The organism is Qiania dongpingensis (assembly GCF_014337195.1).
GTDB classification, from domain to species: Bacteria; Bacillota; Clostridia; order Lachnospirales; family Lachnospiraceae; genus Lientehia; species Lientehia dongpingensis.
Genome location: NZ_CP060634.1, coordinates 1,780,910 through 1,807,660 on the forward strand (window position 1 = coordinate 1,780,910; position 26,751 = coordinate 1,807,660).

The 26,751-nt window shown below is 42.7% G+C and carries 19 protein-coding genes, 8 tRNA genes and 3 rRNA genes; 21 read left to right on the forward strand and 9 right to left on the reverse strand.

Annotated features, from left to right (window positions below; translation table 11 throughout):
* Positions 1-332 precede the first annotated feature (332 nt).
* Positions 333-1,292, forward strand: a complete 960-nt coding sequence (locus H9Q78_RS08260; RefSeq protein ID WP_249300896.1) for an alpha/beta fold hydrolase — start codon at positions 333-335, stop codon at positions 1,290-1,292.
* Positions 1,293-1,455: 163 nt separating this feature from the next.
* On the opposite strand, the gene H9Q78_RS08265 is transcribed toward H9Q78_RS08260, so the two are convergent.
* From H9Q78_RS08265 to rpmH, 9 genes are all read right to left on the reverse strand, one after another.
* The gene (locus tag H9Q78_RS08265; RefSeq protein WP_249300898.1) at positions 1,456-1,647 is read right to left on the reverse strand and encodes a hypothetical protein; all 192 of its coding nucleotides are present in this window, start codon (positions 1,645-1,647) and stop codon (positions 1,456-1,458) included.
* Positions 1,648-1,678: 31 nt separating this feature from the next.
* Positions 1,679-2,425, reverse strand: coding sequence for a 16S rRNA (guanine(527)-N(7))-methyltransferase RsmG (rsmG, locus tag H9Q78_RS08270; RefSeq protein ID WP_249300900.1), 747 nt, complete (start codon positions 2,423-2,425; stop codon positions 1,679-1,681).
* Between the two features lie 15 nt (positions 2,426-2,440).
* Positions 2,441-4,342 carry a tRNA uridine-5-carboxymethylaminomethyl(34) synthesis enzyme MnmG gene (gene mnmG, locus H9Q78_RS08275; RefSeq protein WP_249300902.1) on the reverse strand — a complete coding sequence of 634 codons (1,902 nt, stop codon included), beginning with the start codon at positions 4,340-4,342 and terminating at the stop codon, positions 2,441-2,443.
* A 58-nt stretch (positions 4,343-4,400) separates the two neighbouring features.
* The gene (gene mnmE, locus H9Q78_RS08280; protein ID WP_249300903.1) at positions 4,401-5,780 is read right to left on the reverse strand and encodes a tRNA uridine-5-carboxymethylaminomethyl(34) synthesis GTPase MnmE; all 1,380 of its coding nucleotides are present in this window, start codon (positions 5,778-5,780) and stop codon (positions 4,401-4,403) included.
* Positions 5,781-5,869: 89 nt separating this feature from the next.
* On the reverse strand, positions 5,870-6,580 hold the full coding sequence (gene jag / locus H9Q78_RS08285; RefSeq protein WP_249300905.1) for an RNA-binding cell elongation regulator Jag/EloR: 711 nt from the start codon (positions 6,578-6,580) through the stop codon (positions 5,870-5,872).
* Between the two features lie 14 nt (positions 6,581-6,594).
* On the reverse strand, positions 6,595-7,818 hold the full coding sequence (locus H9Q78_RS08290) for a YidC/Oxa1 family membrane protein insertase (protein WP_249300907.1): 1,224 nt from the start codon (positions 7,816-7,818) through the stop codon (positions 6,595-6,597).
* A gap of 16 nt (positions 7,819-7,834) precedes the next feature.
* Positions 7,835-8,050: a membrane protein insertion efficiency factor YidD gene (gene yidD, locus H9Q78_RS08295; protein WP_147597496.1), complete on the reverse strand. Its 216-nt coding sequence runs from the start codon at positions 8,048-8,050 to the stop codon at positions 7,835-7,837.
* A 9-nt stretch (positions 8,051-8,059) separates the two neighbouring features.
* On the reverse strand, positions 8,060-8,395 hold the full coding sequence (gene rnpA, locus H9Q78_RS08300) for a ribonuclease P protein component (protein WP_147597495.1): 336 nt from the start codon (positions 8,393-8,395) through the stop codon (positions 8,060-8,062).
* A 50-nt stretch (positions 8,396-8,445) separates the two neighbouring features.
* Positions 8,446-8,580, reverse strand: coding sequence for a 50S ribosomal protein L34 (rpmH, locus tag H9Q78_RS08305; RefSeq protein ID WP_147597494.1), 135 nt, complete (start codon positions 8,578-8,580; stop codon positions 8,446-8,448).
* Between the two features lie 396 nt (positions 8,581-8,976).
* Between rpmH and dnaA the strand changes: the two genes are divergently transcribed.
* From dnaA to H9Q78_RS08405, 20 genes are all read left to right on the forward strand, one after another.
* Complete coding sequence (gene dnaA, locus H9Q78_RS08310) at positions 8,977-10,353, forward strand: chromosomal replication initiator protein DnaA (protein WP_249300909.1); 1,377 nt, start codon at positions 8,977-8,979, stop codon at positions 10,351-10,353.
* A 313-nt stretch (positions 10,354-10,666) separates the two neighbouring features.
* On the forward strand, positions 10,667-11,764 hold the full coding sequence (gene dnaN / locus H9Q78_RS08315) for a DNA polymerase III subunit beta (protein WP_249300912.1): 1,098 nt from the start codon (positions 10,667-10,669) through the stop codon (positions 11,762-11,764).
* A 9-nt stretch (positions 11,765-11,773) separates the two neighbouring features.
* On the forward strand, positions 11,774-11,983 hold the full coding sequence (locus H9Q78_RS08320; protein WP_249300913.1) for an RNA-binding S4 domain-containing protein: 210 nt from the start codon (positions 11,774-11,776) through the stop codon (positions 11,981-11,983).
* 11 nt (positions 11,984-11,994) lie between these two features.
* Positions 11,995-13,083 (forward strand): DNA replication/repair protein RecF, encoded by a 1,089-nt coding sequence (recF, locus tag H9Q78_RS08325; RefSeq protein WP_249300916.1) that lies wholly within the window; start codon positions 11,995-11,997, stop codon positions 13,081-13,083.
* Between the two features lie 13 nt (positions 13,084-13,096).
* Positions 13,097-15,010 carry a DNA topoisomerase (ATP-hydrolyzing) subunit B gene (gyrB, locus tag H9Q78_RS08330; RefSeq protein WP_249300918.1) on the forward strand — a complete coding sequence of 638 codons (1,914 nt, stop codon included), beginning with the start codon at positions 13,097-13,099 and terminating at the stop codon, positions 15,008-15,010.
* Positions 15,011-15,030: 20 nt separating this feature from the next.
* On the forward strand, positions 15,031-17,556 hold the full coding sequence (gene gyrA / locus H9Q78_RS08335) for a DNA gyrase subunit A (protein ID WP_249300920.1): 2,526 nt from the start codon (positions 15,031-15,033) through the stop codon (positions 17,554-17,556).
* Positions 17,557-17,655: 99 nt separating this feature from the next.
* A complete protein-coding gene (locus H9Q78_RS08340; RefSeq protein WP_249300922.1) occupies positions 17,656-18,501 on the forward strand; it encodes a fumarate hydratase in 846 nt (281 codons plus the stop codon).
* 44 nt (positions 18,502-18,545) lie between these two features.
* Positions 18,546-19,094: a Fe-S-containing hydro-lyase gene (locus H9Q78_RS08345; RefSeq protein WP_249300924.1), complete on the forward strand. Its 549-nt coding sequence runs from the start codon at positions 18,546-18,548 to the stop codon at positions 19,092-19,094.
* Between the two features lie 72 nt (positions 19,095-19,166).
* Positions 19,167-19,254 (forward strand) — tRNA-Ser (locus H9Q78_RS08350).
* Between the two features lie 332 nt (positions 19,255-19,586).
* Positions 19,587-21,121: ribosomal RNA gene (locus H9Q78_RS08355) — 16S ribosomal RNA — on the forward strand.
* Between the two features lie 65 nt (positions 21,122-21,186).
* Positions 21,187-21,304, forward strand: a 5S ribosomal RNA gene (rrf, locus tag H9Q78_RS08360).
* Positions 21,305-21,534: 230 nt separating this feature from the next.
* Positions 21,535-24,421: ribosomal RNA gene (locus tag H9Q78_RS08365) — 23S ribosomal RNA — on the forward strand.
* Together the 16S, 23S and 5S rRNA genes with 8 tRNA genes alongside form the textbook arrangement of a ribosomal RNA operon.
* A 63-nt stretch (positions 24,422-24,484) precedes the next feature.
* Positions 24,485-24,558: transfer RNA gene (locus H9Q78_RS08370), tRNA-Asp, on the forward strand.
* Between the two features lie 20 nt (positions 24,559-24,578).
* Positions 24,579-24,651, forward strand: a tRNA-Val gene (locus H9Q78_RS08375).
* A gap of 45 nt (positions 24,652-24,696) precedes the next feature.
* Positions 24,697-24,769, forward strand: a tRNA-Thr gene (locus H9Q78_RS08380).
* A 6-nt stretch (positions 24,770-24,775) separates the two neighbouring features.
* A tRNA-Tyr gene (locus H9Q78_RS08385) sits at positions 24,776-24,857 on the forward strand.
* 26 nt (positions 24,858-24,883) lie between these two features.
* Positions 24,884-24,957: transfer RNA gene (locus H9Q78_RS08390), tRNA-Met, on the forward strand.
* A 21-nt stretch (positions 24,958-24,978) separates the two neighbouring features.
* Positions 24,979-25,051: transfer RNA gene (locus H9Q78_RS08395), tRNA-Phe, on the forward strand.
* Positions 25,052-25,078: 27 nt separating this feature from the next.
* A tRNA-Lys gene (locus tag H9Q78_RS08400) sits at positions 25,079-25,151 on the forward strand.
* Between the two features lie 349 nt (positions 25,152-25,500).
* Entirely contained in the window at positions 25,501-26,643 is a 1,143-nt protein-coding gene (locus tag H9Q78_RS08405) for a hypothetical protein (protein ID WP_249300926.1), read from the forward strand.
* Positions 26,644-26,751 lie beyond the last annotated feature (108 nt).

Consider the following 26,751-nt stretch of genomic DNA (forward strand, 5'->3'; position numbering starts at 1 on the left):
AATTTTGTTTCACGTGAAACATAAATAGAAGTTTTATCTTAAACATGAAATCCTTGCCTGTCTTTTGCTATATATTAAAAATACTTACTTCGCTAATATAAAAATATTGACGTAAATATGTTTCACGTGAAACATTTGTCCTGATTTATTTTTATTATAATAACATCTAGTTATTATTAATACTTTCAGTTCCACTAACTTAAGATATTCTTTTCTTGTATATATTTTTAAATTGTATTATAATGATGATAAGCTTTTTCTATTTATATGATATGCATAGTCTGATCGTACAATGGTATTTCCCCTTTATTTTGAGAAAAGGAATTCTTAATATGAGTAAAAAAAGTAAGTTTGCAAAAGGTGTTCTTCTGGGAGCTGCGACAGCTGGAATTATCACTGCCATTAATAAATTTATTTTTATGAAATCCACCGCGAAAAATTTACTAGAAAAAGAAAAAAAAGATATTTTTTCTTGGCGATTTGGTGATATTTTTTATACTAAAGTTGGTCATGGAAAACCGCTGCTTTTAATACATGATCTAAAAACTGCTTCTTCCGGTTATGAATGGAATAAGGTAATAAGATATCTTTCTAAATCTCATACTGTATATGTCGTTGACCTGCTGGGTTGCGGCCGTTCCCATAAACCAAATCTAACTTATACGAATTTTTTATATGTCCAATTGCTTACTGATTTTATAAAGTCTGTGATAGGACATCGGGCAGATGTGATTGCCACCGGTTCTTCCTGCTCCTTTGTTGTCACGACCTGCAATAATAACTCAGAATTATTTGATAAAATTGTTTTAATAAATCCTGATACTGTTTTAAGATGCGGCCAGACCCCTAACAAATATGGCAAGGGATACAAATTTTTAATAGATCTGCCTATTATTGGGACTCTAATTTATAATATTGCCAACAGCAGAAAGAGCATAACGGATAAATTTCTTACGGTCAATTATTCAAATTCCTACGATATCGAACCCGAGACAATCTCCATCTATCACGAATCGGCTCATTTGGGAGATTCTTCCGCAAAAGCTTTATATGCCAGTATCAAAAGTAATTATACATGTCTCAGCATAAATCACTCATTAAAGAATATAAATAACAGTATTTTTATAATAGGCGGAGAACGGGAAAAGCAGATTCAGGAAACAATAGAAGACTACTGTTTGATAAATCCGGCCATTGAATATGAGATTATAAACGAGACTGCACATCTTCCTCAAATGGAACGTCCTGAAGCAACTGCTTCCATAATATGTGATTATCTTGATGTACAATAATTAGTACTGTATAAACGTCTCATTCATTTTACTTTTATTTACTGTAATCTATTTTTATATAAAAAGATCGCCATGATATGTTCTATAAATAGGACATATCACAGCGATTTTCTTTTGGTTTTCTGAATGTCAGCCGTTTTATTGTTTTATAGTCTACGTTCTTTTATCTCTTCAATGCCCTTCGTACTGTTTGATAAACAATCACAACGATTCCCACCATCATAACAACTCCGGCAATTCGAATAATCAGACCAGAGATAATAGAAAAAATCATATTGATCAAGACCAGGCAAACCGCAAGAATCATCACTCCAACTACCACTTTAAACCATGTCTCTGTTTTCATCTTATTCATATGTACAGCCTCCTTTGTACTTTACGGCCTGTTAGGACAATGGCATTTTAGCCGGTATACCCGCTTTCCTCGGATATCTTTTGTCCAATTTCTCCATTCGTTCTATGAAGATAAAGCTCCTTTTATATCCGTCATCCACTTTTTTCATGGCCTCAGTAGAATTTAACGTAAATATCTCAACCTTTTTTGTTTTGCATCCTAAGCGTTTAATACCAGGTTTTGCATTTTCCAATTCTTCTTCTATATTACCAGATTTATAAGATACAAAAAATCCACCCACTTTTACAAATGGGGTACAGTATTCCGATAAGGTGGATAAATTAGCGACTGCTCTGGAGACACATAAATCGTACTTTTCCCGGAACAGCGGATCTCTCCCAAAATCTTCCGCCCTCCCGTGTACCAGATCTATGTGGTCAAGGTTTAAGTTATCCACAACTTTTTGTAAAAAAGCCATTCTTTTGTTCAAAGAATCCAGAAGCGTGACGGAAATCTGTGGATAAAGTATCTTGATCGGCATGCCTGGAAATCCTGCGCCTGTACCCACATCAATAAGACTCTTAATTGATGAAAAATCATGTTGTTTAATAATCATCACACTGTCTAAAAAATGTTTCTCTACTACCTCTTCAAACTGAGTTATGGCTGTCAAATTCATCACTTTATTTGTCTCTGTTAAAAGCTCATAATACACAGCAAACTGTGAAACCTGATCATCTGTAAGACTTATTCCTTCCTGATCAAACCGTTCTTTTATGAATTTCTCTTTACTCATCATGACATCCCTTCTGGCTTAAGAACGCCTGATTCCTCTCATTTGTTCCAAATATACGAGCAATACGGAAATATCCGCCGGCGATACACCTGATATGCGGGACGCCTGTCCTATGTTGACAGGTTTTAATTGATCCAGCTTCTGCATCGCTTCCTTCCTAAGCCCCTTTATATCATAATAATTCATAAAGGAAGGCAGTTTTTTACCTTCCAGTTTTTTAAACTGTCTGACCTGGCTTTTTTGACGTTTGATATATCCTTCATATTTAAGGTTAATATCCACCTGTTCTTTTACCGCGTCGGATAATACCGGACGTCCGGGGTCAATCTCTTCAAGGATCTCATAAGAAAGCTCAGGCCGCTTGATCAGCTCAGCCATTGTAATTCCATTTTTCAGTAAAGTACTGTTTTGCCTTTCTAAAAAAGCCTGGACTTTTTCCGTCCCCCCTACAGTCGTATGCTCCAAACGAAATATTTCTTTTTCTATTTCCTCTTTTTTCTTGAGTACAGACTGATACCGTTCTTTCCCAATCAATCCAATTTCATGACCTATCTCTGTCAGCCTCAAATCCGCATTATCCTGACGAAGCAGCAAGCGGTATTCTGCTCTCGACGTCATCATACGATACGGCTCATGACTTTCTTTTGTTACCAGATCATCAATCAAGACGCCTATATATGCCTGTGACCGATCCAAAACAATGCCTTCCAGTCCTTTGACCTTTCTCGCCGCATTTATGCCGGCCATCAGTCCCTGGGCCGCCGCTTCTTCATAACCGGAACTGCCGTTAAACTGGCCGCCGCTGTAAAGTCCCTCTATTTCCCGAAATTCCAATGTGGGATATAATTGTCTTGCATCAATGCAGTCATATTCAATGGCATAGGCATTCCTGACAATCTTTACCTTTTCCAGTCCAGGCACAGTCCTGTACATGGCATACTGGACATCCTCCGGCAGAGAACTGGACATTCCTCCTAAATACATTTCATTTGTATATTCACCCTCAGGCTCTATGAAGACCTGATGCCTGTTTTTATCCGCGAATTTTACTACCTTATCTTCTATGGACGGACAATAGCGCGGACCAGTTCCTTCTATAAATCCAGAGAAAAGAGGAGATCGGTCCAGATTATCACGTATGATTTTATGAGTCTCCTCATTTGTATAGGTAAGCCAGCAGGAAACCTGATCCCTTTGTATGGATTCCGGATCTGTCATAAAAGAAAATGGAATTATTTTTTCATCTCCAAGCTGTTCTTCCATTTTTGAAAAATCAATGCTTCTCTTATCCACTCTGGCAGGAGTCCCCGTCTTAAAACGATACATCTTAATTCCATTTTTTATAAGAGAATCCGTCAAATGCGTCGCTGCCTGAAGGCCATTCGGTCCCGTCGGATTACTCACATTTCCATAGATACAACGCGCCCGAAGATAAACGCCTGTCGCCAGTACCGCCGCTTTTCCATAATATTCTGCCCCAGAAACCGTCTTTACTCCTTTAAGGACTCTATTTTCCACGATCAGCTCTGAGACTTCTGCCTGACGTATTGTCAAATGATCCGTATTCTCCAGCGTCCTTCTCATCTGCCTGGTATATTCCTGCTTATCTGCCTGCGCCCGCAGAGAATGGACAGCCGGCCCCTTTGATCTGTTCAGCATTTTAGACTGGATGAAGGTCTTATCGATATTTACTCCCATCTCCCCTCCTAAGGCATCCAGTTCCCTGACCAAATGGCCTTTTGAACTTCCTCCTATATTGGGATTACAGGGCATGAGGGCAATGCTGTCCACACTTACGGTGAACATAATTGTTTCCTGCCCAAGCCTAGCGGCGGCCAATGCCGCTTCACATCCTGCATGTCCTGCCCCTATTACTATCACATCATATTTTTCTCTCAGCACGTTATTCTTTTCTGACATGACTGCCTCCAAACCTCTATGCCAACTTTATCCTGTCATTCTTCTCTTATCTCTATTTCTATTTTCCCATACAAAATCTACTGAATATCTCATTGACCAGATCGTCTTCCACTGCTTCACCGATGATCATACCCAACGCCTCATATGCGTCCATTAAATCTATCGAATAAAAATCCTCCGGCATATGATTTTCTAAACTTTCATTCACCTGACTGAAGCTTTCAGACGCTTTCAAAAGAGCATTCTTTTGTCTGGCGCTGGTAATATAAATCTCATCATTAAAATCCAGATTTCCTGAAAAAAAGAGATCTGTTATCGCTTCAGAAAGTTCATCGAGTCCCTCTTCTTTTTTCGCAGAAAATAAAATCACCTGTTTTCCCGTTTTTCTTTCCATTTCCTCCTTCAAAAGAATTGGATTCAAATCTGACTTATTCAACAATACGATTGCATGTTTGTTCTGAATGATCTGAATTATCCGTTCATCATCCTCTGTCAGGCTCTCGGAAGAATCTACCACGTATAAAATAAGATCCGCATCCTCTGCATGATCCATAGCACGTTTTACACCGATTTTTTCCACTATATCATCTGTACTGCGTATACCGGCCGTATCCATGATATTCAAGCTGATGCCGTTTAACATCATATGTTCCTCAAGAGTATCCCTGGTTGTTCCCGCTATTTCTGTCACAATCGCTCTGTCTTCTCCTATCAGAAGATTCAGTACAGAAGATTTACCGGCATTTGGCTTTCCCAGTATGACAGTTTTAATTCCTTCTGATACCATTCTTCCATTGTCGGCTGACTGAATTAGATCGTCCACTTCCTTTTTCATTGCATCTACAGCTTCTTTCAGACGTTCCCCATACCCCTCCAACGAAATATTCTCCGGATCGTCCAGCGCCGATTCAATAAACGCGATCTCATATAAAATCCTTTCTCTTAAAGAAATTATCTTTTCTGATAAAGAACCCTTCAGCTGTTTAAGAGAACTTTTCATCGCATATTCATTTTTAGAATCAATCAATTCCATGACTGCCTCTGCCTGAGACAGATCTATCCTTCCATTTAAAAAAGCTCTTTTGGTAAATTCTCCGGCTTCCGCCGGCCTTGCACCATTTTTAAGTACAGCCTCCAATACTTTTTTGACCACAAGAACACCGCCGTGGCAGTCAATTTCTACTGTATCTTCCGCTGTATAACTGTGAGGCCTCTTCATATACAGCACAAGCACTTCGTCTATCAAAGTATCGCCATCATAAATATGCCCATATATCACAGTGTGGCTTTTCAATTCCATTACATTATAATCTTTTCTCGCGGGATAAAATACCCTGGACAGGATCTCCAGTGCTTCATCTCCGCTGATCCGCACAATTCCTATACCGGAACTGCTCATGGCCGTGGCAATGGCTGCTATAGTATTTGCTGCGTTCATTTACTATGATTCCTCTGTTTTAAACTTTCTTTCAAAAAAGGAGCTGACACAAATAATTGCGGCAACCCCTCTTTATCTATTTCCGGTTTTTACACATGTCTCTCCTGATATTCTCTATCCTGGCGGCCTCTGTCTTGTCGGTCGTATTTTTCATAACGATCCTTCCGGCTATCCCTCTTTAATGAAACGATAACATGACGATAAGGTTCTTCTCCATCACTTCTTGTTATCACATATTTATCATTCTGAAGGACGGAATGAATAATCCTTCTTTCATAAGGATTCATTGGCTCCAAAGATACAGATCTCTTTGTTCTTTTTACCTTGGCTGCTATATTTTTAGCCAGGCTTTCTAATGTGGCCTTTCTTCTTTCCCGGTAATTTTCTGTATCCAGCTTTACCCGAAGATATTCATCACTGTTCTTATTGATGATCAGACTTACCAGATATTGAAGAGAATCCAGAGTCTGTCCTCTTTTTCCTATGAGTACCCCCATATCCTCTCCGCTCAGATCGATATTCAGGCACTTTTCTTCCTCATCCATGGATGATGTGATATTCACTTCCATATTCATAGATGCAAATATCTTGTGCAGAAATTCTTCAGCGACATCAGATATGGTTAAAACCTTCCTCGCCTTTATGATAGCAGGTTTGCTGTTAAAGATTCCCAGGATTCCTGTACTGCCTTTTTCAACTACGACATATTCCAGCTTATCACTGGTCGTTTCCAACTGAATCAAAGCTTTCGTGACCGCATCATCCACTGTTTTGGCTGATATTTCGATATACTCGCTCATGGCAGCAACCTCCTTTATTTCTTCCCCTTCTTCTCATTGTAATTCTGTACCATACGGGCCCTGGAAGCGATTGTTCCGAGATTCTCACTTTTATTCTTATAATAGTCCGTAGAATTTACAGCGGCTTTCTTTGCGCGTTCTTCTTCCATTTCCTTTTTCTTCGCTGCAACTTCAGAAGCCTTATTGGCGCTCTTTATGGTCGCGTTGGCGTTTATAGGAGGAAGCCCCTTCTTCTGGCGCTTTTTATTTTTCTTTTCAATATTGGCTTTTATCATGTCGTCAACATTGATCTTTTTCATATACTGATTGATACCAAGCTGCATCACCATACGTACTGTACTGCTGGCCACCCAATAGATACCAATACCAATGGGGAAAGAAATACAAAAAATCACGGACATGATCGGCATAACAGTATTCATAGACTTCATGGCACCGGCTCCAGGAGCATCCGGATCCGTAGGCGCAGTATTCATGGTCTTCACACTGAGCCACTGAGTAAGTCCTGCCAAAATAGGAATAATAAGCGCAACTGATATCTTAAAACCTGGCGCTTCTGTTAAATTCATCCCGCCGAACAAAGAATTCATATGAAGGAATTTATCCGAATTCTCAGAGATTACATTCTGCAGGCTAGGAAAGATTTCTTTCAGCTGGTTCCATGCAGCCGCATTGAATTTGCCGAACAAATCCACCATTTTATCTGCTACACTGTAATCAATTTTTTCAATCGGCAGCTTATTGCTGGTAGCCAGTTCCGCAATCTTATCTATATAACCAGGCTGCTGCATAACAGGTGTCACAACATTCATAAGTACTTCTTTGATTCCTGAAACATAAGCAGGTATCCTATAGATTACCTGATACAAAGCAAACATGATCGGCAGCTGCAGAACTGTCTGAAGGCATCCGCCAGTAGGAGTTGTCCCATATTTCTGATAAACAGCCTGCACTTCCATATTCTGCTTCTGCATAGCAGCCTGGTCCTGCTGTTTTCCTTTATACTTTTTCTGTATAGCGGCTATTTCAGGCTGCATGACTGCATTTAGTTTCATAAATTTCTGCTGCTTTATGGTAAGAGGAAGCAAAATCAAGTTTACGATGATCGTAAACAGTATAATACAGGCAGCAATATTATGAACGCCTAAATTATAGATTCCCTCCATGATATAGCCCAATACAGTAGCAATAGGCCCTATAATAAACGTAGTACTTTTCGTCAACAATAGAAAATCCAATGTTCTAACCTCCAAATTAAGGAACAGGATCGTACCCGCCCTTTGCAAAAGGATTACATCTTAAAATCCTTTTAATTGCCAGAAATGAGCCCTTTAAGGCGCCATATTTTTCCAGAGCCTCTATGGCATACTGGGAACAGGTCGGAATATAAATGCAATGCGACCTTGTTTTAAGGCCGGACAAATATTTCCGGTAAAAACGAATTAATCTGATCAACAGTTTTTTTACCATGGTTTTCACCTACAGCAAACGGTGGCTTCTTAAAAGACTTAAAAGGGCTCCTGTTATTTCTTTATATGTTTTTTCTTTACTTTTTTCTCTGGCAATGACCACTAAATCATATCCGCGCACTGCCTGTCCGCAGTTTATCCGGTAAGCTTCGCGGATAAGACGCTTTAAACGATGTCTCACTACACTGTTTCCGACTTTTTTACTGACCGATATACCGACTCTGTTTTCCTCTTCGTCATTTCTCTTCTTTGCGTACATTACAAGACATGAATTCGCAAAGGACCTTCCATTCCGATAAACAGCCTGAAAATCCTGATTCTTCTTCAATGAATGAAATTTATCCATATTTTTACCTAATTATCTGAAGAGAAAACAAAAGGCCACAAATCTGCGGCCTACGCTGATAACTGCTTTCTTCCCTTTGCTCTTCTGGCTGCTAATACTCTTCTTCCACCTTTAGTACTCATTCTTGCACGGAAGCCATGAACTTTTGCACGGGATCTCTTTTTAGGCTGAAATGTCATTTTCATGATCCAAACACCTCCTTTACTTATATTTAGAGATAATAAAACATCATTTCCATTATAGGCAATGATGGATATTACGTCAAGTTAAATTTAAAGTATTTGTAAAATCCAAACTTATCTACATATAATTCACATAATATCCACAAGGTTATCCACACATATCCACAATATGTGGATAACATGTGGATAACTCTGTGGTTTTCTTGTTATTTCTATGTGTAAAACTCTTAAAAATCTCCATTTTATAGGATTTTTTCCTGTGTATAAAAGTTATCCACAATATTCTGATTGAAATATTTACGGAATTGTTATAGAATAGAAAAAGTATATGGGTTATTGTGCTCTCTCAACGGAATCCACAATATCCACAAACCATTCTTCACTTCAGGAGATATTACAATGCTTCAGAAAATACGGGAAAACTGGGATAAAATTTTACAACTTATGAGAGATGAATATGATATTTCTCCTGTTGGCTATGAAACATGGCTGAAGCCGCTTCAGGTGGAATCCGTGGATGAGGACAACCATATTGTCAACATCGTTATTATGGATCCTAAAATTGAGACCATAGGCCTCAATTTTATTAAGAAGAAATACTCTTTTGTCCTCCAGATATCGATAGAAGAAGTGACAGGTTTTAAATGTACCGTCCATTTCTATTCCAAAGGACAGGCAGATACCATAAAAGAACCGGAGCTTCCTGAAGTAAAAGATTCTTCTCTGATGACGATCATGCAGAATGCGAATCTGAACCCCAAATACACATTTGATACCTTTGTGGTGGGTTCCAACAATAAAATGGCCCATGCAGCGGCACTTGCCGTAGCGGAATCCCCTGCTGAAATTTATAATCCTCTTTTTATATATGGAGGCGTAGGACTGGGAAAGACTCATTTGATGCATTCTATCGCAAATTTCATTTTAAAAAACGATCCTTCTAAAAGGATCATGTACGTAACTTCCGAAAAGTTCACAAATGAGCTTATAGATTCCATCCGAAATAAAAATTTTACCACGGCCACTCAGTTTCGTGAAAAATACAGAAATAATGATGTCCTTCTGGTAGATGATATTCAATTTATCATAGGAAAAGAAAGTACGCAGGAAGAAATATTTCATACCTTCAATACACTGCATGAAGCAAAAAAACAGATCATCATATCCAGCGACCGGCCTCCAAAGGAATTTGAAACATTGGAAGACAGGCTTGTTTCCCGTTTTGAGTGGGGTCTGACGGTTGATATTCAATCTCCTGACTATGAAACCAGGATGGCCATTCTTCGCAAAAAGGAAGAAATGGACGGCTACAACATTGATAATGAAGTCATCAAATATATAGCCAACAATATTAAATCCAACATACGGGAGCTGGAAGGCGCTCTTACAAAAGTGATAGCTCTTTCAAAACTGGATAATAAAGAAATCAATCTGGATCTGGCCGAGGAAGCCCTAAAAGATTTTATTTCTCCCAATCAAGATATGGAGATCACTCCAGAGACGATCATCAACGTGGTGGCAGATCATTATAAATGTACTCCCGCAGACCTTATTTCCTCTAAGCGAAACAAGGAAATCGTGATACCGCGGCAGATTGTCATGTATCTGTGCCGTTCTATGACAGACTGTCCCCTTCAGATGATAGGAAAATATCTGGGAGGAAAGGATCATACCACGATCATCAACGGTATTAAAAAGATTACAAAACAGCTTGATACCGATGAAAACATGAAAACGACCATAGACGTATTGAAAAAAAAGATCAATCCAACCTGAGATTTATCCGCATGACTATATGTGCACTATTAATATAGAAGAAATACTACATTTTGTGATTTTATTATGTGGATAATATTGTTTATATTATGTGGATATGTTGTGGATAATTTTCTACTTTATCCTTCATGTGGAAAACTCACCTTTTATCCACACATAATATCTGCCTTATCCACATAGTTATCAAGGTCTTAAACCCTTTTCTAATGGGCCTTGAGGATACTTATGAACAAATCCACAGCCCCTACTATTACTGCTACTAAATCATTTATTATATATCTGTATTTCTATGTGAAAGGAGTTATACACAATTATGAAGCTTTCCTTTGAAAAATCCGCTCTTCTGAGTGCTATTAGTATTGTTATGAAGGCAGTCCCTTCCCGTACGACCATGCCCATCCTGGAATGTATCCTTATGGACGCTTCCGAAGACGAAATCAAGCTCACTGCCAACGATATGGAACTTGGTATTGAAACAAAAGTAGCAGGTAATATTTTGGAACATGGGAAAATAGCCATTGATGCCAAGCTTTTTTCTGAAATCGTAAGAAAGCTTCCGGACAGCCAAGTATGGATTGAAACAGATGACTCACTTAACGTTATTATCAATTGTGAAAAATCCAACTTCAAGATTGCTGGAAAACCGGGAGATGAATTTTCATATCTGCCCTATATTGAGAGGGACCACTATATAAGTGTATCTCAGTTCACTCTGAAAGAAATCATACGGCAGACTATCTTTTCCATTGCCGCCAATGAAAACAACAAACTTATGACAGGTGAGCTTTTTGAGGTAAAGGATGATTGTCTGAAGGTAGTATCTCTAGACGGACACAGAATATCCATCCGCAATGTTCAGTTAAAGGATCATTATGAAGATGAAAAAGTAATCGTCCCTGGCAAGACTCTTACAGAAATAAGCAAAATATTATCCGGTGAAACTGAAAAAGAAGTCCTCATTTATTTTACCAGTAATCATATCCTTTTTGAATTTGATGATACGGTGGTGGTTTCCCGGCTTATAGAAGGACAGTATTTTAATGTAAATCAGATGCTGTCCAACGATTATGAAACAAAGCTTTCTCTTAATAAGCAGGAATTTTTGAATTCCATTGAAAGAGCCGTGCTTCTCATAAGAGAAAGTGATAAGAAACCAATCATCATTACCATCACCGATAATGGTATGGAAGTGGCGATTCGCTCTGCCATAGGTTCTCTGCAGGAAGAAATCATGATTCACAAGGAAGGCAAGGATATTACCATAGGCTTTAATCCTAAATTTTTAATCGATGCTCTTAGAGTCATAGATGATGAAACAGTAGATCTCTATATGGTAAATTCAAAAGCTCCCTGCTTCATCCGGGATGGAGAAGGAAGGTATATCTATTTGATACTTCCTGTAAACATTTAGGGGGGACTTATGGAAAAAGTAAAACTGAAAGAAGAATATATAAAGTTGGGGCAGGCTTTAAAAGCCGTTCATTTTGCGGCTTCCGGCGTAGAAGCGAAAATGGTCATTTTAGACGGGGCCGTTAAAGTAAACGGAGAAGTATGCCTGCAGCGGGGAAAAAAACTTTATGACGGCGATGTCGTGGAATTTGAGGGAAAATCCATCAAAATAGAAAAATAAGTGGTGCAGGCATGTTTGTAAAATCCTTGGAGCTTAGAAACTATCGGAATTATGAAAAACTGCATATAGATTTTGATTCCGGTACGAATGTTCTTTATGGGGACAACGCGCAAGGCAAAACAAATATCCTGGAGTCCATATATGTATGTGCCACCTCTAAATCTCATCGTGGAAGCAAAGATAAAGAAATCATTCATTTCAACGATGAGGAATCCCATATAAAACTTTTTGTAGATAAAAAGGGAGTAGAGACCCGCATTGATATGCACCTGAAAAAAAATAAAACAAAAGGGATTGCAATAGGCGGGATTCCCATACGGAAAGCTAGTGAGCTTTTTGGAAATATAAATGTGGTCTTTTTTTCACCGGAGGATCTGAATATCATAAAAAACGGTCCTTCGGAAAGACGGCGTTTTCTTGATATGGAGCTCTGCCAGCTGGATAAAATATATACATCGGGACTGGTCAGCTATAACAAAGCCTTAAATCAAAGAAATAAGCTGCTTAAAGACGTCCCTTTTCATCCGGATTATGTGGATACTCTTCAAGTATGGGACATGCAGCTTGTAAAATTTGGCTGCGAGGTCATGAAAAGAAGAAATCAATTTGTGAAGGAACTGAATGGATTGATTTCCGGTATCCATAAGAGGCTGACAGGCGGAAGAGAAGAAATATGGATTTCCTATGAACCAGATATAAATCCGGAGAATTTTGAAGAAACCTTGCATTTATCCAGAGAAAAAGATCTAAAAAACAGATTGACAATGCGCGGTCCTCACAGAGATGATATTTTGTTTATCATTAATGGAATCGATATCCGTAAATATGGATCCCAGGGCCAGCAAAGAAGTGCTGCGTTGTCTTTAAAGCTGTCTGAGATAGAGATGATAAAAAAAACTACTGGAGAATCACCTATTTTGCTGCTGGACGATGTACTTTCTGAGCTGGACAGCAGAAGACAGAATCATCTTCTGGAGGGTATTCAGGATATACAGACTATCATCACTTGCACAGGTCTTGATGATTTTGTAAATAATCATTTTTCGATGAATCAAATTTATCATGTTGTAAACGGAAATGTAATCAATGAAAAACAATGACAGGAGGATACTTATGAGTTCCGATTATAGCGCAGATCAAATCCAGGTTTTAGAGGGATTGGAAGCCGTAAGAAAAAGGCCGGGTATGTATATCGGCAGCACGTCTTCCAGGGGCCTTCATCACCTGGTATATGAGATTGTGGATAATTCTGTAGATGAAGCTTTGGCGGGATTTTGTGATACCATTGAAGTGACGATCAATCAGGACGATTCCATTACAGTAATTGATAACGGACGTGGTATGCCTGTTGACGAACATCCCAAAATGAAGGTTCCGGCTGTGGAAGTTATTTTTACTCAGCTTCATGCGGGAGGAAAATTTGGCGGAGGGGCGTATAAAGTGTCCGGCGGTCTTCATGGCGTCGGCGCCTCCGTGGTGAATGCACTCTCTGACTGGCTGGAGGTCACTATATACCGGGACGGAAATATCTACAGACAGAGATATGAGAAAGGCAAAACAGTAAAAAAGCTGGAAATCATAGGCGCCTGCAAAAAATCTAAGCACGGCTCCATGGTAACATTTAAGCCGGACAGTTCTATTTTTGAAGAAACCGTCTATGACTTTGACGTATTGAAACAGCGTCTCAGAGAAATGGCTTTCCTTACAAAAGGACTTAAGATCATCTTAAAGGATGAAAGAGAGGGAAGCAAGCAGGACAGAGAATTTCATTATGAAGGAGGAATCCGTGAATTTGTTCAGTATTTGAACCGAAGCAAGGAGGCATTGTATCCTACGATCATCTACTGTGAAGGAAAAATCGACGGGGTAGCCGTGGAAGTGGCGATTCAGCATAATGATTCTTATACAGAGAGTGCTTATAGTTTTGTAAATAATATCAATACGCCGGAGGGCGGAACTCATATGGCAGGTTTTCGAAACGCTCTTACGAAAACCTTTAACGATTATGCCAGAAAAAATAATCTCCTGAAAGAAAAGGAAGCGAATTTAACAGGTGATGATATACGAGAGGGAATGACAGCTATCATCAGCGTAAAGCTGGAAGATCCTCAGTTTGAAGGACAGACAAAGCAGAAGCTGGGAAACAGTGAAGCCAGAAGCGCTGTCGACAGTGTGGTGAGTGAACAGCTTACTTATTATTTGGAGCAGAATCCGCAGATTGCGAAGATAATCTGTGAAAAGTCTATTTTAGCCCAAAGGGCCAGGGCTGCCGCCAGAAAAGCAAGAGATCTTACAAGAAGAAAAACGGCTCTTGAAAGTACGACTCTGCCTGGAAAGCTGGCGGACTGTTCCGATAAAAATCCAGAAAATTGTGAGATATACATTGTAGAGGGAGACTCTGCAGGAGGATCTGCAAAGACTGCGCGTTCCAGAAATACACAGGCGATTCTTCCTCTTAGGGGAAAAATCCTCAATGTGGAAAAAGCACGCCTTGATAAGATTTATGCCAATGCGGAAATAAAGGCCATGATCACGGCCTTTGGTACAGGAATTCATGAAGATTTTGATATTTCAAAACTCCGCTATCACAAGATAATCATAATGACGGATGCCGATGTGGACGGCGCTCATATCAGTACCTTGCTGCTTACATTTTTATATCGTTTCATGCCGGAACTCATTAAGCAGGGATATGTATATCTGGCTCAGCCGCCCCTTTATAAGGTGGAAAAGAACAAAAAGGTATGGTATGCCTATGATGACAACGAGCTCAATAATATTCTGAAAGAAGTTGGGCGCGATAACAACAATAAAATTCAGCGTTATAAGGGGCTTGGAGAGATGGATCCGGAGCAGCTGTGGGAGACTACCATGGATCCGGAAAGAAGAATTCTCCTCCGTGTCACAATGGATGAAGAAGCGTCATCCGAAATTGATCTGACCTTTACTACTTTGATGGGAGATAAAGTAGAGCCTAGGCGTGAATTCATAGAATTGAATGCCAGATATGGAGAACTTGATGTGTAAAAGAGATGGAGGAACAATAAATGGACAGCACGATTTTCGATAAAATCCATGACGTCGACCTGCAGAAGACCATGGAAAAATCTTACATCGATTATGCCATGAGCGTTATAGCCGCCCGTGCACTTCCTGATGTAAGAGATGGACTTAAGCCGGTACAGCGGCGAGTCCTCTATGCCATGATCGAGCTTAACAACGGCCCTGACAAGCCCCACAGAAAATGTGCGCGTATTGTCGGTGATACCATGGGTAAATATCATCCCCATGGCGACAGCTCCATCTATGGAGCACTGGTGAATATGGCTCAGGAATGGTCTACCAGATATCCGCTCGTGGACGGACACGGAAACTTTGGTTCCGTGGACGGTGACGGAGCTGCAGCCATGCGTTATACGGAAGCAAGGCTCAGCAAAATATCCATAGAAATGCTTGCGGACATTGGAAAAGATACCGTTGATTTTATTCCCAACTTTGATGATACGGAAAAAGAACCGGCCGTACTCCCGGCCAGATTTCCCAATCTTCTTGTAAACGGAACATCAGGAATAGCAGTAGGCATGGCCACCAATATTCCTCCCCATAACCTCAGAGAAATTATCGGAGCCGTTGTAAAGATTATTGATAATCGGATTCAGGAAAACAGAGAGACCGGGATGGAAGAAATCCTGGAAATCGTAAAAGGACCGGATTTCCCTACGGGAGCCCAGATTCTTGGAAGGACTGGAATCGAGGACGCGTACAGGACAGGACGCGGAAAAATACGTGTACGTGCTGTAACAGATATTGAACCGATGCAGAATGGAAAGCATCGCATCATTGTGACAGAGCTTCCCTATATGGTGAATAAAGCTCGTCTGATAGAAAAGATTGCGGAGCTTGTACGGGACAAAAAAATAGATGGGATAACCGATTTGAGGGATGAGTCGGACAGGACAGGAATGCGGATCTGCATTGAGCTTCGGAGAGATGTGAATCCCAATATTATCCTAAATCAGTTATTTAAACATACGCAGCTTCAGGACAGTTTCGGTGTGATCATGCTGGCTCTTGTGAACAATGAGCCAAAGGTTATGAATCTTCTGGAGATGCTTAGATTCTATTTAAGACATCAGGAAGAGGTTGTAACAAGAAGGACCAAATATGATTTAAACAAGGCAGAAGAAAGGGCCCATATTCTGGAGGGCCTGCTCATTGCGTTGGATAATATCGATGAGGTCATAAAAATAATCCGTGCTTCTAAAAATACACAGGATGCAAAAAGTAATTTGATCGAACGTTTTGGTCTAAGCGATGCACAGGCACAGGCTATCGTGGACATGCGTCTGCGCGCGCTTACAGGACTGGAACGGGAAAAGATTGAAAATGAATATAAAGAGCTGGAGATTCGCATAGCGGAATTAAAGGCCATCCTGGCGGATGAGAATAAGCTTCTGGCAGTAATTAGAGAAGAAATATTAATTATTTCTGCTAAATATGGAGATGACAGAAAAACATCCATTGGATTTGATGAATTTGATATGTCCATGGAAGACTTGATCGCTGATGAAAATACAGTGATTGCAATGACAAACCTGGGCTATATCAAGAGAATGTCAGAGAACAATTTCAAGGCACAGCATAGGGGCGGAAAGGGCATCAAGGGGATGCAGACAATTGAGGAAGATTATATTGAAGACCTCATGATGACCACGACCCATCATTATATCATGTTCTTTACGAATAAAGGTAAAGTATACAGGCTGAAGACCTATGAAATTCCGGAGGCGAGCAGGACGGCGAGAGGGACTGCCATTGTAAATCTGCTTCAGCTGCTTCCTGGGGAGAGAGTGACGGCGATTATTCCCATCAGGGAATATGAAGAGGGCCGTTATCTGTTCATGGCGACGAAAAACGGAATGGTAAAAAAGACCTCTATCACGGAATATCAGAACATCAGAAAGTCAGGCCTTCAGGCAATTAATCTGCGGGAAGATGACGAGCTTATAGAGGTAAAATCCACTAACAATAAAAAAGATATCATACTGGTGACCAAAGAAGGACAGTGTATCCGGTTCCATGAAACGGATGTAAGGCCTACCGGACGAACTTCCATGGGTGTGATCGGTATGAAATTAAGCAAAAACGATCAAGTGATCGGCATGCAGATGGATACCCAGGGAGAGGCTCTGCTGATTGTATCTGAAAATGGAATGGGGAAACGGACACTTCTGGAAGAGTTCACTCCTCAGCTGCGCGGCGGAAAAGGCGTAAAATGCTATAAGATCAATAATAAGACAGGATCCATAGTAGGAGCAAAGGTGGTAAAGGCAGATCAGGAAATTATGATCATTACAACGGAGGGAATCATCATACGTATAAACGTGGAAGATATCTCCACGCTGGGAAGAATCACTTCTGGAGTAAAGCTTATCAACATTGACGATGAGGAAATTTCTGTGGCCAGCATCGCTAAAGTGAGAGAAGATCCGAACAATATGGATGAAGAAAACAAAGAAGAGGAAATACAGACTTCTCTTGAGCTGCAGGAAGAGAAAAAAGATACAGAATAAATAATATTATAAAACATGGCTGACGTGGTGATATCCGCATGGATGAATTGCGGCAGCCTGTTTTATTAACAAAATAAAAGTTATGCGGAGGAAATGGAAATGAGAATTATTCATACAGATGAAATCATAAGTAATCTTAAAGAAATGTGTATGGAAGCTAACCTGCAGTTATCTCCTGATATGAAAGAAATTTTTAATAGATCGTCAGAAAAAGAAGAATCACCTGTGGGTAAGAGAGTATTGGGACAGTTAAAAGAAAATTTGGAGATCGCCGGAAAAGAAGAAATACCCATCTGCCAGGATACAGGTATGGCAGTAGTGTTTATGAAAATAGGACAAGATGTGCATATTGAGGGAATCTCTGTGGATGAAGCGGTGAATGAAGGTGTACGCCGTGGATATGTGGAAGGATTCCTTCGAAAATCTGTGGTAGGGGATCCACTGATAAGAGAGAATACAAAGGATAATACACCGGCTGTTATTCATTATGAAATAATACCGGGAGATAAAATAGAGATGACAGTGGCGCCAAAAGGTTTTGGAAGCGAAAATATGAGCCGGATTTTTATGCTGAAGCCGGCAGACGGCATAGAGGGAGTAAAGACAGCCGTATTATCAGCGGTAGAGGAAGCCGGTCCAAATGCTTGTCCTCCTATGGTAGTTGGGGTCGGTATCGGGGGAACCTTTGAAAAATGTGCGTATATGGCAAAAAAAGCTCTTACTAGAAATGTATTGGAACATTCCCCCATCCCTTATGTAAGGGAGCTGGAGGAAGAACTGCTGGAAAAGATAAATGATCTTGGAATAGGACCGGGCGGACTTGGAGGAAGAGTCACGGCGCTTGCCGTAAACATTGAAACTTATGCGACTCATATAGCTGGCCTTCCGGTGGCGGTAAATATTTGCTGCCATGTGAACCGCCATGTAACGAGAGTCATCGGATAAATTAGCAGGGATAAAATAACGATACAAATGGAGAGGAAAATAATATGGACAGATATATAAGCGCTCCTTTAAAAAAAGAGGAAATAGAAGAACTGAGGTCAGGAGATTATGTTTACATAACCGGTACTATTTATACGGCAAGGGACGCCGCTCACAAAAGAATGTATGAGACCATAATGGAGGGAAAAGAACTGCCTCTTTCCATGAAAGACAATGTGATCTATTATATGGGCCCGTCTCCCGCCAAAGAAGGATGTCCCATAGGTTCAGCAGGACCTACCACAGCCAGCCGTATGGATAAATATACTCCTACTCTTTTAGATATGGGATTAAAAGGGATGATAGGAAAAGGCAAAAGATCAAAAGAAGTACAAGAGGCGATTGTTAGGAATGGCGCCGTCTATTTTGCAGCAGTTGGCGGGGCAGGCGCACTTCTGTCCAAATGTATAACCGATTCTGAAATACTGGCATATGAGGATCTGGGAACAGAAGCCATCCGGAAGCTTACAGTAAAGAATTTACCCGCAATAGTTGTAATTGATTCAGCAGGTCGGAATTTGTATGAAACTGCGGTAAAAGATTATAAAAAATGATTGACAAGAAAGTGGTTCTCTAGTATACTAAGCTATGCGTCATATGGCGTGTCATATGGAAATAATAAGTTCGGAGAAATACTCAAGAGGCCGAAGAGGCGCCCCTGCTAAGGGTGTAGGTCGGGCAACCGGCGCGAGGGTTCAAATCCCTCTTTCTCCGCTCCGTTTCCATTAACCAGTGCCATTATTTTTTTGTCATTTTTTATGAAAAATATTGACAAAAATAGGCGTATATGGTATATTAAAATTCCACCGCGAAAAAGCGATGGAAGAAAAAGAAAAAAATAGTTGACAGGAAGCGGCGGCTATGGTATCCTATAGAAGTTGTCGCTAACGCAGCGAGACACAGTACCTTGATAACTGAACAGTATATTCCAACCCCTGAAAATTCTTAAAAAAGAAGTTTCAGAGAACCGATGCGAGAGCATCGACCTTAAAAGTAAGTAAATGGGATAAAGAAAAGCTAGAGCTTATCTTAAGACCAAGAGATCAGAACATGAGAGTTCGATCCTGGCTCAGGATGAACGCTGGCGGCGTGCTTAACACATGCAAGTCGAGCGAAGCACAGAGAGGGGAATCTTTCGGGAGGACCCATTCTGTGACTGAGCGGCGGACGGGTGAGTAACGCGTGGGTAACCTGCCTCATACAGGGGAATAACAGCTAGAAATGGCTGCTAATGCCGCATGAGCGCACATGGCCGCATGGCCGAGTGTGAAAAACCGAGGTGGTATGAGATGGACCCGCGTCCGATTAGCTAGTTGGTGAGGTAAAGGCCCACCAAGGCGACGATCGGTAGCCGACCTGAGAGGGTGACCGGCCACATTGGGACTGAGACACGGCCCAAACTCCTACGGGAGGCAGCAGTGGGGAATATTGCACAATGGGGGAAACCCTGATGCAGCGACGCCGCGTGGGTGAAGAAGTATTTCGGTACGTAAAGCCCTATCAGCAGGGAAGAAGATGACAGTACCTGACTAAGAAGCCCCGGCTAACTACGTGCCAGCAGCCGCGGTAATACGTAGGGGGCAAGCGTTATCCGGATTTACTGGGTGTAAAGGGAGCGTAGGTGGCATGGCAAGCCAGAAGTGAAAACCCGGGGCTTAACCCCGCGGATTGCTTTTGGAACTGCCAGGCTGGAGTGCAGGAGAGGCAGGCGGAATTCCTAGTGTAGCGGTGAAATGCGTAGATATTAGGAGGAACACCGGTGGCGAAGGCGGCCTGCTGGACTGTAACTGACACTGAGGCTCGAAAGCGTGGGGAGCAAACAGGATTAGATACCCTGGTAGTCCACGCCGTAAACGATGAATACTAGGTGTCGGGGGGCAAAGCCCCTCGGTGCCGCAGCAAACGCAGTAAGTATTCCACCTGGGGAGTACGTTCGCAAGAATGAAACTCAAAGGAATTGACGGGGACCCGCACAAGCGGTGGAGCATGTGGTTTAATTCGAAGCAACGCGAAGAACCTTACCAAGTCTTGACATCCCTCTGACCGGGAAGTAACGTTCCCTTTCCTTCGGGACAGAGGAGACAGGTGGTGCATGGTTGTCGTCAGCTCGTGTCGTGAGATGTTGGGTTAAGTCCCGCAACGAGCGCAACCCTTGTCCTTAGTAGCCAGCAGGTGAAGCTGGGCACTCTAGGGAGACTGCCGGGGATAACCCGGAGGAAGGTGGGGATGACGTCAAATCATCATGCCCCTTATGATTTGGGCTACACACGTGCTACAATGGCGTAAACAGAGGGAAGCGAAGCCGCGAGGTGGAGCGAATCCCAAAAATAACGTCTCAGTTCGGATTGTAGTCTGCAACTCGACTACATGAAGCTGGAATCGCTAGTAATCGCGGATCAGAATGCCGCGGTGAATACGTTCCCGGGTCTTGTACACACCGCCCGTCACACCATGGGAGTCAGTAACGCCCGAAGTCAGTGACCCAACCGAGAGGAGGGAGCTGCCGAAGGCGGGACCGATAACTGGGGTGAAGTCGTAACAAGGTAGCCGTATCGGAAGGTGCGGCTGGATCACCTCCTTTCTAAGGAAGAAGAAGTAAGGGAGTTGGAATATGCTGTTCAGGGATCGAGGAGAGAACTGAATATTTCTGGTGCCGATACGTTCAGGGGAAACACCCGTACCCATCCCGAACACGAAGGTTAAGACTTGAACGGCCGATGGTACTATGCTGGAGACGGCATGGGAGAGCAGGTGGGTGCCAGAATTTGTAAATAATCAGCGAAAGCTGTTTATATATATACTGGTTTTTACCAGTGATTAAAAATCAAAAAATTTTTGGTTTTTAATGACTGATAAAGAATTCAGTCGCATGTACCTTGAAAACTGCACATTGGAAAAGACATCAAAAATTGAAATGATTTAAACCAATTCAATTTCAAAACAAAGCAAAAACCTAAGCCAGGCTCACGGGACGCTACCTGTGAGGGAAAACCTGGTCAAGCGAGAAAGAGCGCAGGGTGGATGCCTTGGCACTAAGAGCCGAAGAAAGACGCGATAAGCTGCGAAAAGCCATGGGGAGGAGCAAATATCCATTGATCCATGGATGTCTGAATGGGGAGACCCACTGGAGGAGCCCTCCAGTATCCATACGCCAATCCATAACGTATGGAGGGGAACCCGGCGAACTGAAACATCTAAGTAGCCGGAGGAAAAGAAAGAAAAGTCGATTCCGGGAGTAGCGGCGAGCGAAACCGGAGGAGCCTAAACCTGGGTGCGTGCACCCAGGGGTTACGGACCGCGATAAGTGAGGAGGATCTATAGCAGAATGGTTTTGGGAAAGCCAGCCAGAGAGGGTGAAAGCCCCGTATGCGAAATAGGAATCCAGCGAGCGGGATCCAAAGTACCACGAGACACGAGAAACCTTGTGGGAAGTCGGGGGGACCACCCCCCAAGGCTAAATACTCCTTAGTGACCGATAGCGCATAGTACTGTGAAGGAAAGGTGAAAAGGACCCCGGGAGGGGAGTGAAAGAGAACCTGAAACCCTGTGTTTACAAGCTGTGGGAGTGCCATATGAGCACGACCGCGTACTTTTTGTAGAACGGTCCGGCGAGTTGCCGGTGCTGGCGAGGTTAAGCGCGGGGAGCGCGGAGCCGAAGGGAGACCAAGTCTTAATAGGGCGTTGAGTCAGCACAGGCAGACCCGAAACCGGGTGATCTATCCATGTCCAGGTTGAAGCGGGAGTAAAATCCCGTGGAGGACCGAACCCACATCCGTTGAAAAGGGTGGGGATGAGGTGTGGATAGGGGAGAAATTCCAATCGAACCCGGAGATAGCTGGTTCTCCTCGAAATAGCTTTAGGGCTAGCCTCGTGTTAGTCTCATGGAGGTAGAGCACTGAATTCCCGCGGGGGCGTCAAAGCTTACCAAAGGATATCAAACTCCGAATGCCATAGAGATGCTGCACGGGAGTCAGACTGCACGAGATAAGTTGGGCAGTCAAAAGGGAAAGAGCCCAGACCTCCGGCTAAGGTCCCAAAGTGTGTGTTAAGTGGAAAAGGATGTGAGGTTTCAAAGACAACTAGGATGTTGGCTCAGAAGCAGCCATACATTGAAAGAGTGCGTAATAGCTCACTAGTCGAGAGGCCTTGCGCCGAAAATGTCCGGGGCTGAAACACACCACCGAAGCCGAGGACCCTTTAAGAGGGTGGTAGAGGAGCATTCTTGATAGGAAGAAGCAGTACCGGAAGGAGCTGTGGACGATCAAGAAGAGAGAATGCCGGAATGAGTAGCGAGAGGTAGGTGAGAATCCTACCGGCCGAATATCTAAGGTTTCCAGGGTAAAGCTGATCTGCCCTGGGTGAGTCGGGACCTAAGGCGAGGCTTAACGGCGTAGCCGATGGACAACAGGTTGAGATTCCTGTACTGCAGTATGACAGAACTGTGGGGACACAGAGGGGAAGGAAGAGCCGGGAATGAGAAGACCGGTGCAAGCGGAAGAGGAGTCGGATAGGAAAAACCGTCCGGCAATCCAAAGCCGTAACGCGGACCGAAAATAAGTAGGGAAGCTTCCATACCAGCTGTCGAGAAAAGCCGCTATGGCTCATACTGCACCCGTACCGTAAACCGACACAGGTGGATGAGGAGAGAATCCTAAGGCCGACGGGAGAAGCATTGTTAAGGAACTCGGCAAAATGACCCCGTAACTTCGGGAGAAGGGGTGCCTCGAGAGAGGCCGCAGAGAATTGGCCCAAGCAACTGTTTAGCAAAAACACAGGTCTATGCGAAACCGAAAGGTGAGGTATATGGGCTGACGCCTGCCCGGTGCTGGAAGGTTAAGGGGAGATGTTAGCGAATGCGAAGCATTGAACTTAAGCCCCAGTAAACGGCGGCCGTAACTATAACGGTCCTAAGGTAGCGAAATTCCTTGTCGGGTAAGTTCCGACCCGCACGAAAGGCGTAATGATTTGGGCACTGTCTCAACAATGCACCCGGTGAAATTGAAGTACCAGTGAAGATGCTGGTTACCTGCGCCAGGACGGAAAGACCCCATGGAGCTTTACTCCAGCTTGGCACTGGGATCCGGTATTGCATGTACAGGATAGGTGGGAGGCGAAGAAGGGAGGACGCCAGTCCTTCTGGAGCCGTTGTTGGGATACCACCCTTGCGATATTGGGTTTCTAACCAGCCGCCGTTAGCCGGCGGTGGGACAATGCCAGGCGGGGAGTTTGACTGGGGCGGTCGCCTCCGAAAGAGTATCGGAGGCGCCCAAAGGTTCCCTCAGGATGGACGGAAACCATCCGAAGAGTGCAAAGGCAGAAGGGAGCTTGACTGCGACACCGACGGGTGGAGCAGGTACGAAAGTAGGGCTTAGTGATCCGGTGGTGTTAAGTGGGAACGCCATCGCTCAACGGATAAAAGCTACCCTGGGGATAACAGGCTTATCACTCCCAAGAGTTCACATCGACGGAGTGGTTTGGCACCTCGATGTCGGCTCATCGCATCCTGGGGCTGAAGTAGGTCCCAAGGGTTGGGCTGTTCGCCCATTAAAGCGGTACGCGAGCTGGGTTCAGAACGTCGTGAGACAGTTCGGTCCCTATCCGGCGCGGGCGGAAGATATTTGAGAGGAGCTGTCCTTAGTACGAGAGGACCGGGATGGACTGACCTCTGGTGCACCGGTTGCGCATCAAGCGCATGGCCGGGTAGCCAAGTCGGGAAGGGATAAACGCTGAAGGCATCTAAGCGTGAAGCCCCCCTCAAGATGAGATATCTCATAGCGAGAGCTAGTAAGGCCCCTTGAAGACGACGAGGTAGATAGGCTGGAGGTGGAAGTGCAGCAATGTATGGAGCTGACCAGTACTAATCGGCCGAGGGCTTGTCCAGGTGGTTTAGGAAGGCTTTGACAGATGGATGACAATGTGCAGTTTTGAAGGTATGTGTTAATAAGGCCCGGTGGCTCAGCTGGTTAGAGCGCCGCCCTGTCACGGCGGAGGTCGTGGGTTCGAACCCCATCCGGGTCGCTATTTATCATAATTTAATAGGGGTCTTAGCTCAGCTGGGAGAGCATCTGCCTTACAAGCAGAGGGTCATAGGTTCGAGCCCTATAGGCCCCACTTTTTCTTTAAAACATGGTGATTGTAATGTTGGCGTATTTATACGCCGATGTGGCTCAATTGGCAGAGCAGCTGATTTGTAATCAGCAGGTTATCGGTTCGAGTCCGATCATCGGCTTTATATGGGGGAATTCCCGAGTGGCCAAAGGGGGCAGACTGTAAATCTGTTAGCAGCGCTTTCGGTGGTTCGAATCCACCTTCCCCCACTCATACAACTAAATATTGATAATGGCGCGGGGTGGAGCAGTTCGGAAGCTCGTCGGGCTCATAACCCGAAGGTCGCAGGTTCAAATCCTGCCCCCGCAACTCGACATATTTTGTGTCTTTGCCCAGATAGCTCAGTTGGTAGAGCAGAGGACTGAAAATCCTCGTGTCGCTGGTTCGATTCCGGCTCTGGGCATTTTCTTATTTCTATAAGAGATTAAAAGGGCCACTAGCTCAGGTGGTAGAGCACTTGACTTTTAATCAAGTTGTCTGGGGTTCGAATCCCCAGTGGCTCAGGACTTTATAATAGCGGAAAATCCTTATTTTATTGGATTTGCCGCTATTTTTTGCGGTTGCTTTATTTAGATAAAAGGATAGGAATCTGTATAGAAAACAAAACAAATTTTATTTAATGAAATCGATATAAAGTATATTGATTATATGTGATATTTATTATATAATCTGTTATACAATCGATTTCATATTTATTTTGCTATAAAAAATGTTATGATTCAATTCTTTGTATCAAATGCAATATAAGTAGATAAAAGGTGCAAAGAATCACGCCTTACGGTATAATGGAAAAAAAGAAAATTTTGGAAACCTGAAATTTGTACGGAATATTAGAAAAGGAAGGCGTTTATTATGAAAAAAGAAGATTCGAAAATAGTAATTATTGGATTGGGATATTTGGCTACTTATATTATGCCCTGTTATAAAAAACTGCTGGGAAAGAATATCGGCACCAATTTAATTGGTATAAAGGGCAGTGAGCGCGGTTTAAAGGAAAAACAGCAAATTTGCCCTTTTCCAGTAGTAGTTGGAAATGTATGGGAACATTTAAATGAAAGGGAGCCGGATATCATTATACTGGCAGTTAAGCCGAATCAAATTGCGGATATGACGGAGCAGACGCTGGTACCTTATTATCAGAAGCTTCGTGATGAAAAAAAGAAGCTTCCGGATTTATATTCCTTTGCGCCGGATCCTTCTGTTGACTATTTCTATGATACTTTGGGAAGTGATGTGAATGCGGCGAATATGATTCCCAATATGGTGAGCGATATCGAAGGATATGACGTTTCTCAAGTTGGCGTTTCATTTGTTGCCTTTGATCCCAGGAGGATATGGCCGGAGGAAAATAAAAGAGCTGCCCTGGAGTTTATGACACCCACAGGTACTGTTCTCATGGTAGACGGAGATAAGGCCATTCCGTTTCTGGCCTGCCAATGTGCCTGCCACTTGATGTTTGAATTCAATTATATCGCTCAGGATGTGCAAGCAGAGATAGGCAGGAATATGTCCCTTGCAGAATCGGCAAGTGCCTACCGCTCTGTATTCCGGGAGATTTTCAACGAGTCCTGTGTGAATGTATTGCCTTGTTCCCAGGGAGCTGCAGAAAAAAAACTGCTGGAATTTATGGAAATGCTTATGAAGTCGTGGTATAATGGTGTACTGAAATTTGCAGGATCGGAGAATATTCCCAGAGATGCTGCACACAGACTTATTTGCGGTACCATGGAGACTTATCAGATGGAGGCACAGCTGGAAAAGAAAGAGACATTGGTTCAGAACACCAAAAACCACGCTACGCCGGGCGGTTTTCTCGAAATGTGCTTGATTACATTCCATAAGAGAGGTTATGATTACATTACTGGAGAATTAAAGAATTGGCTGGTAGGAAAGAAAGATCCCAATGCAGAAATGACGATTGAAGAAATTGCGTATGATGTTGCAAGATCAATCTCAGAACATGGGAAAACAGTCAGCGGAGTAAAGAAGAAATAGAGGTAGATTAATTAAAAACTTATAGCCGGCATAGGTTTTACGACTTTTGATGAAAGTGACCTTTTAGCTGTAACGGTTTATGAAAGCGGTCAGCTGAAGGGGAAGTTT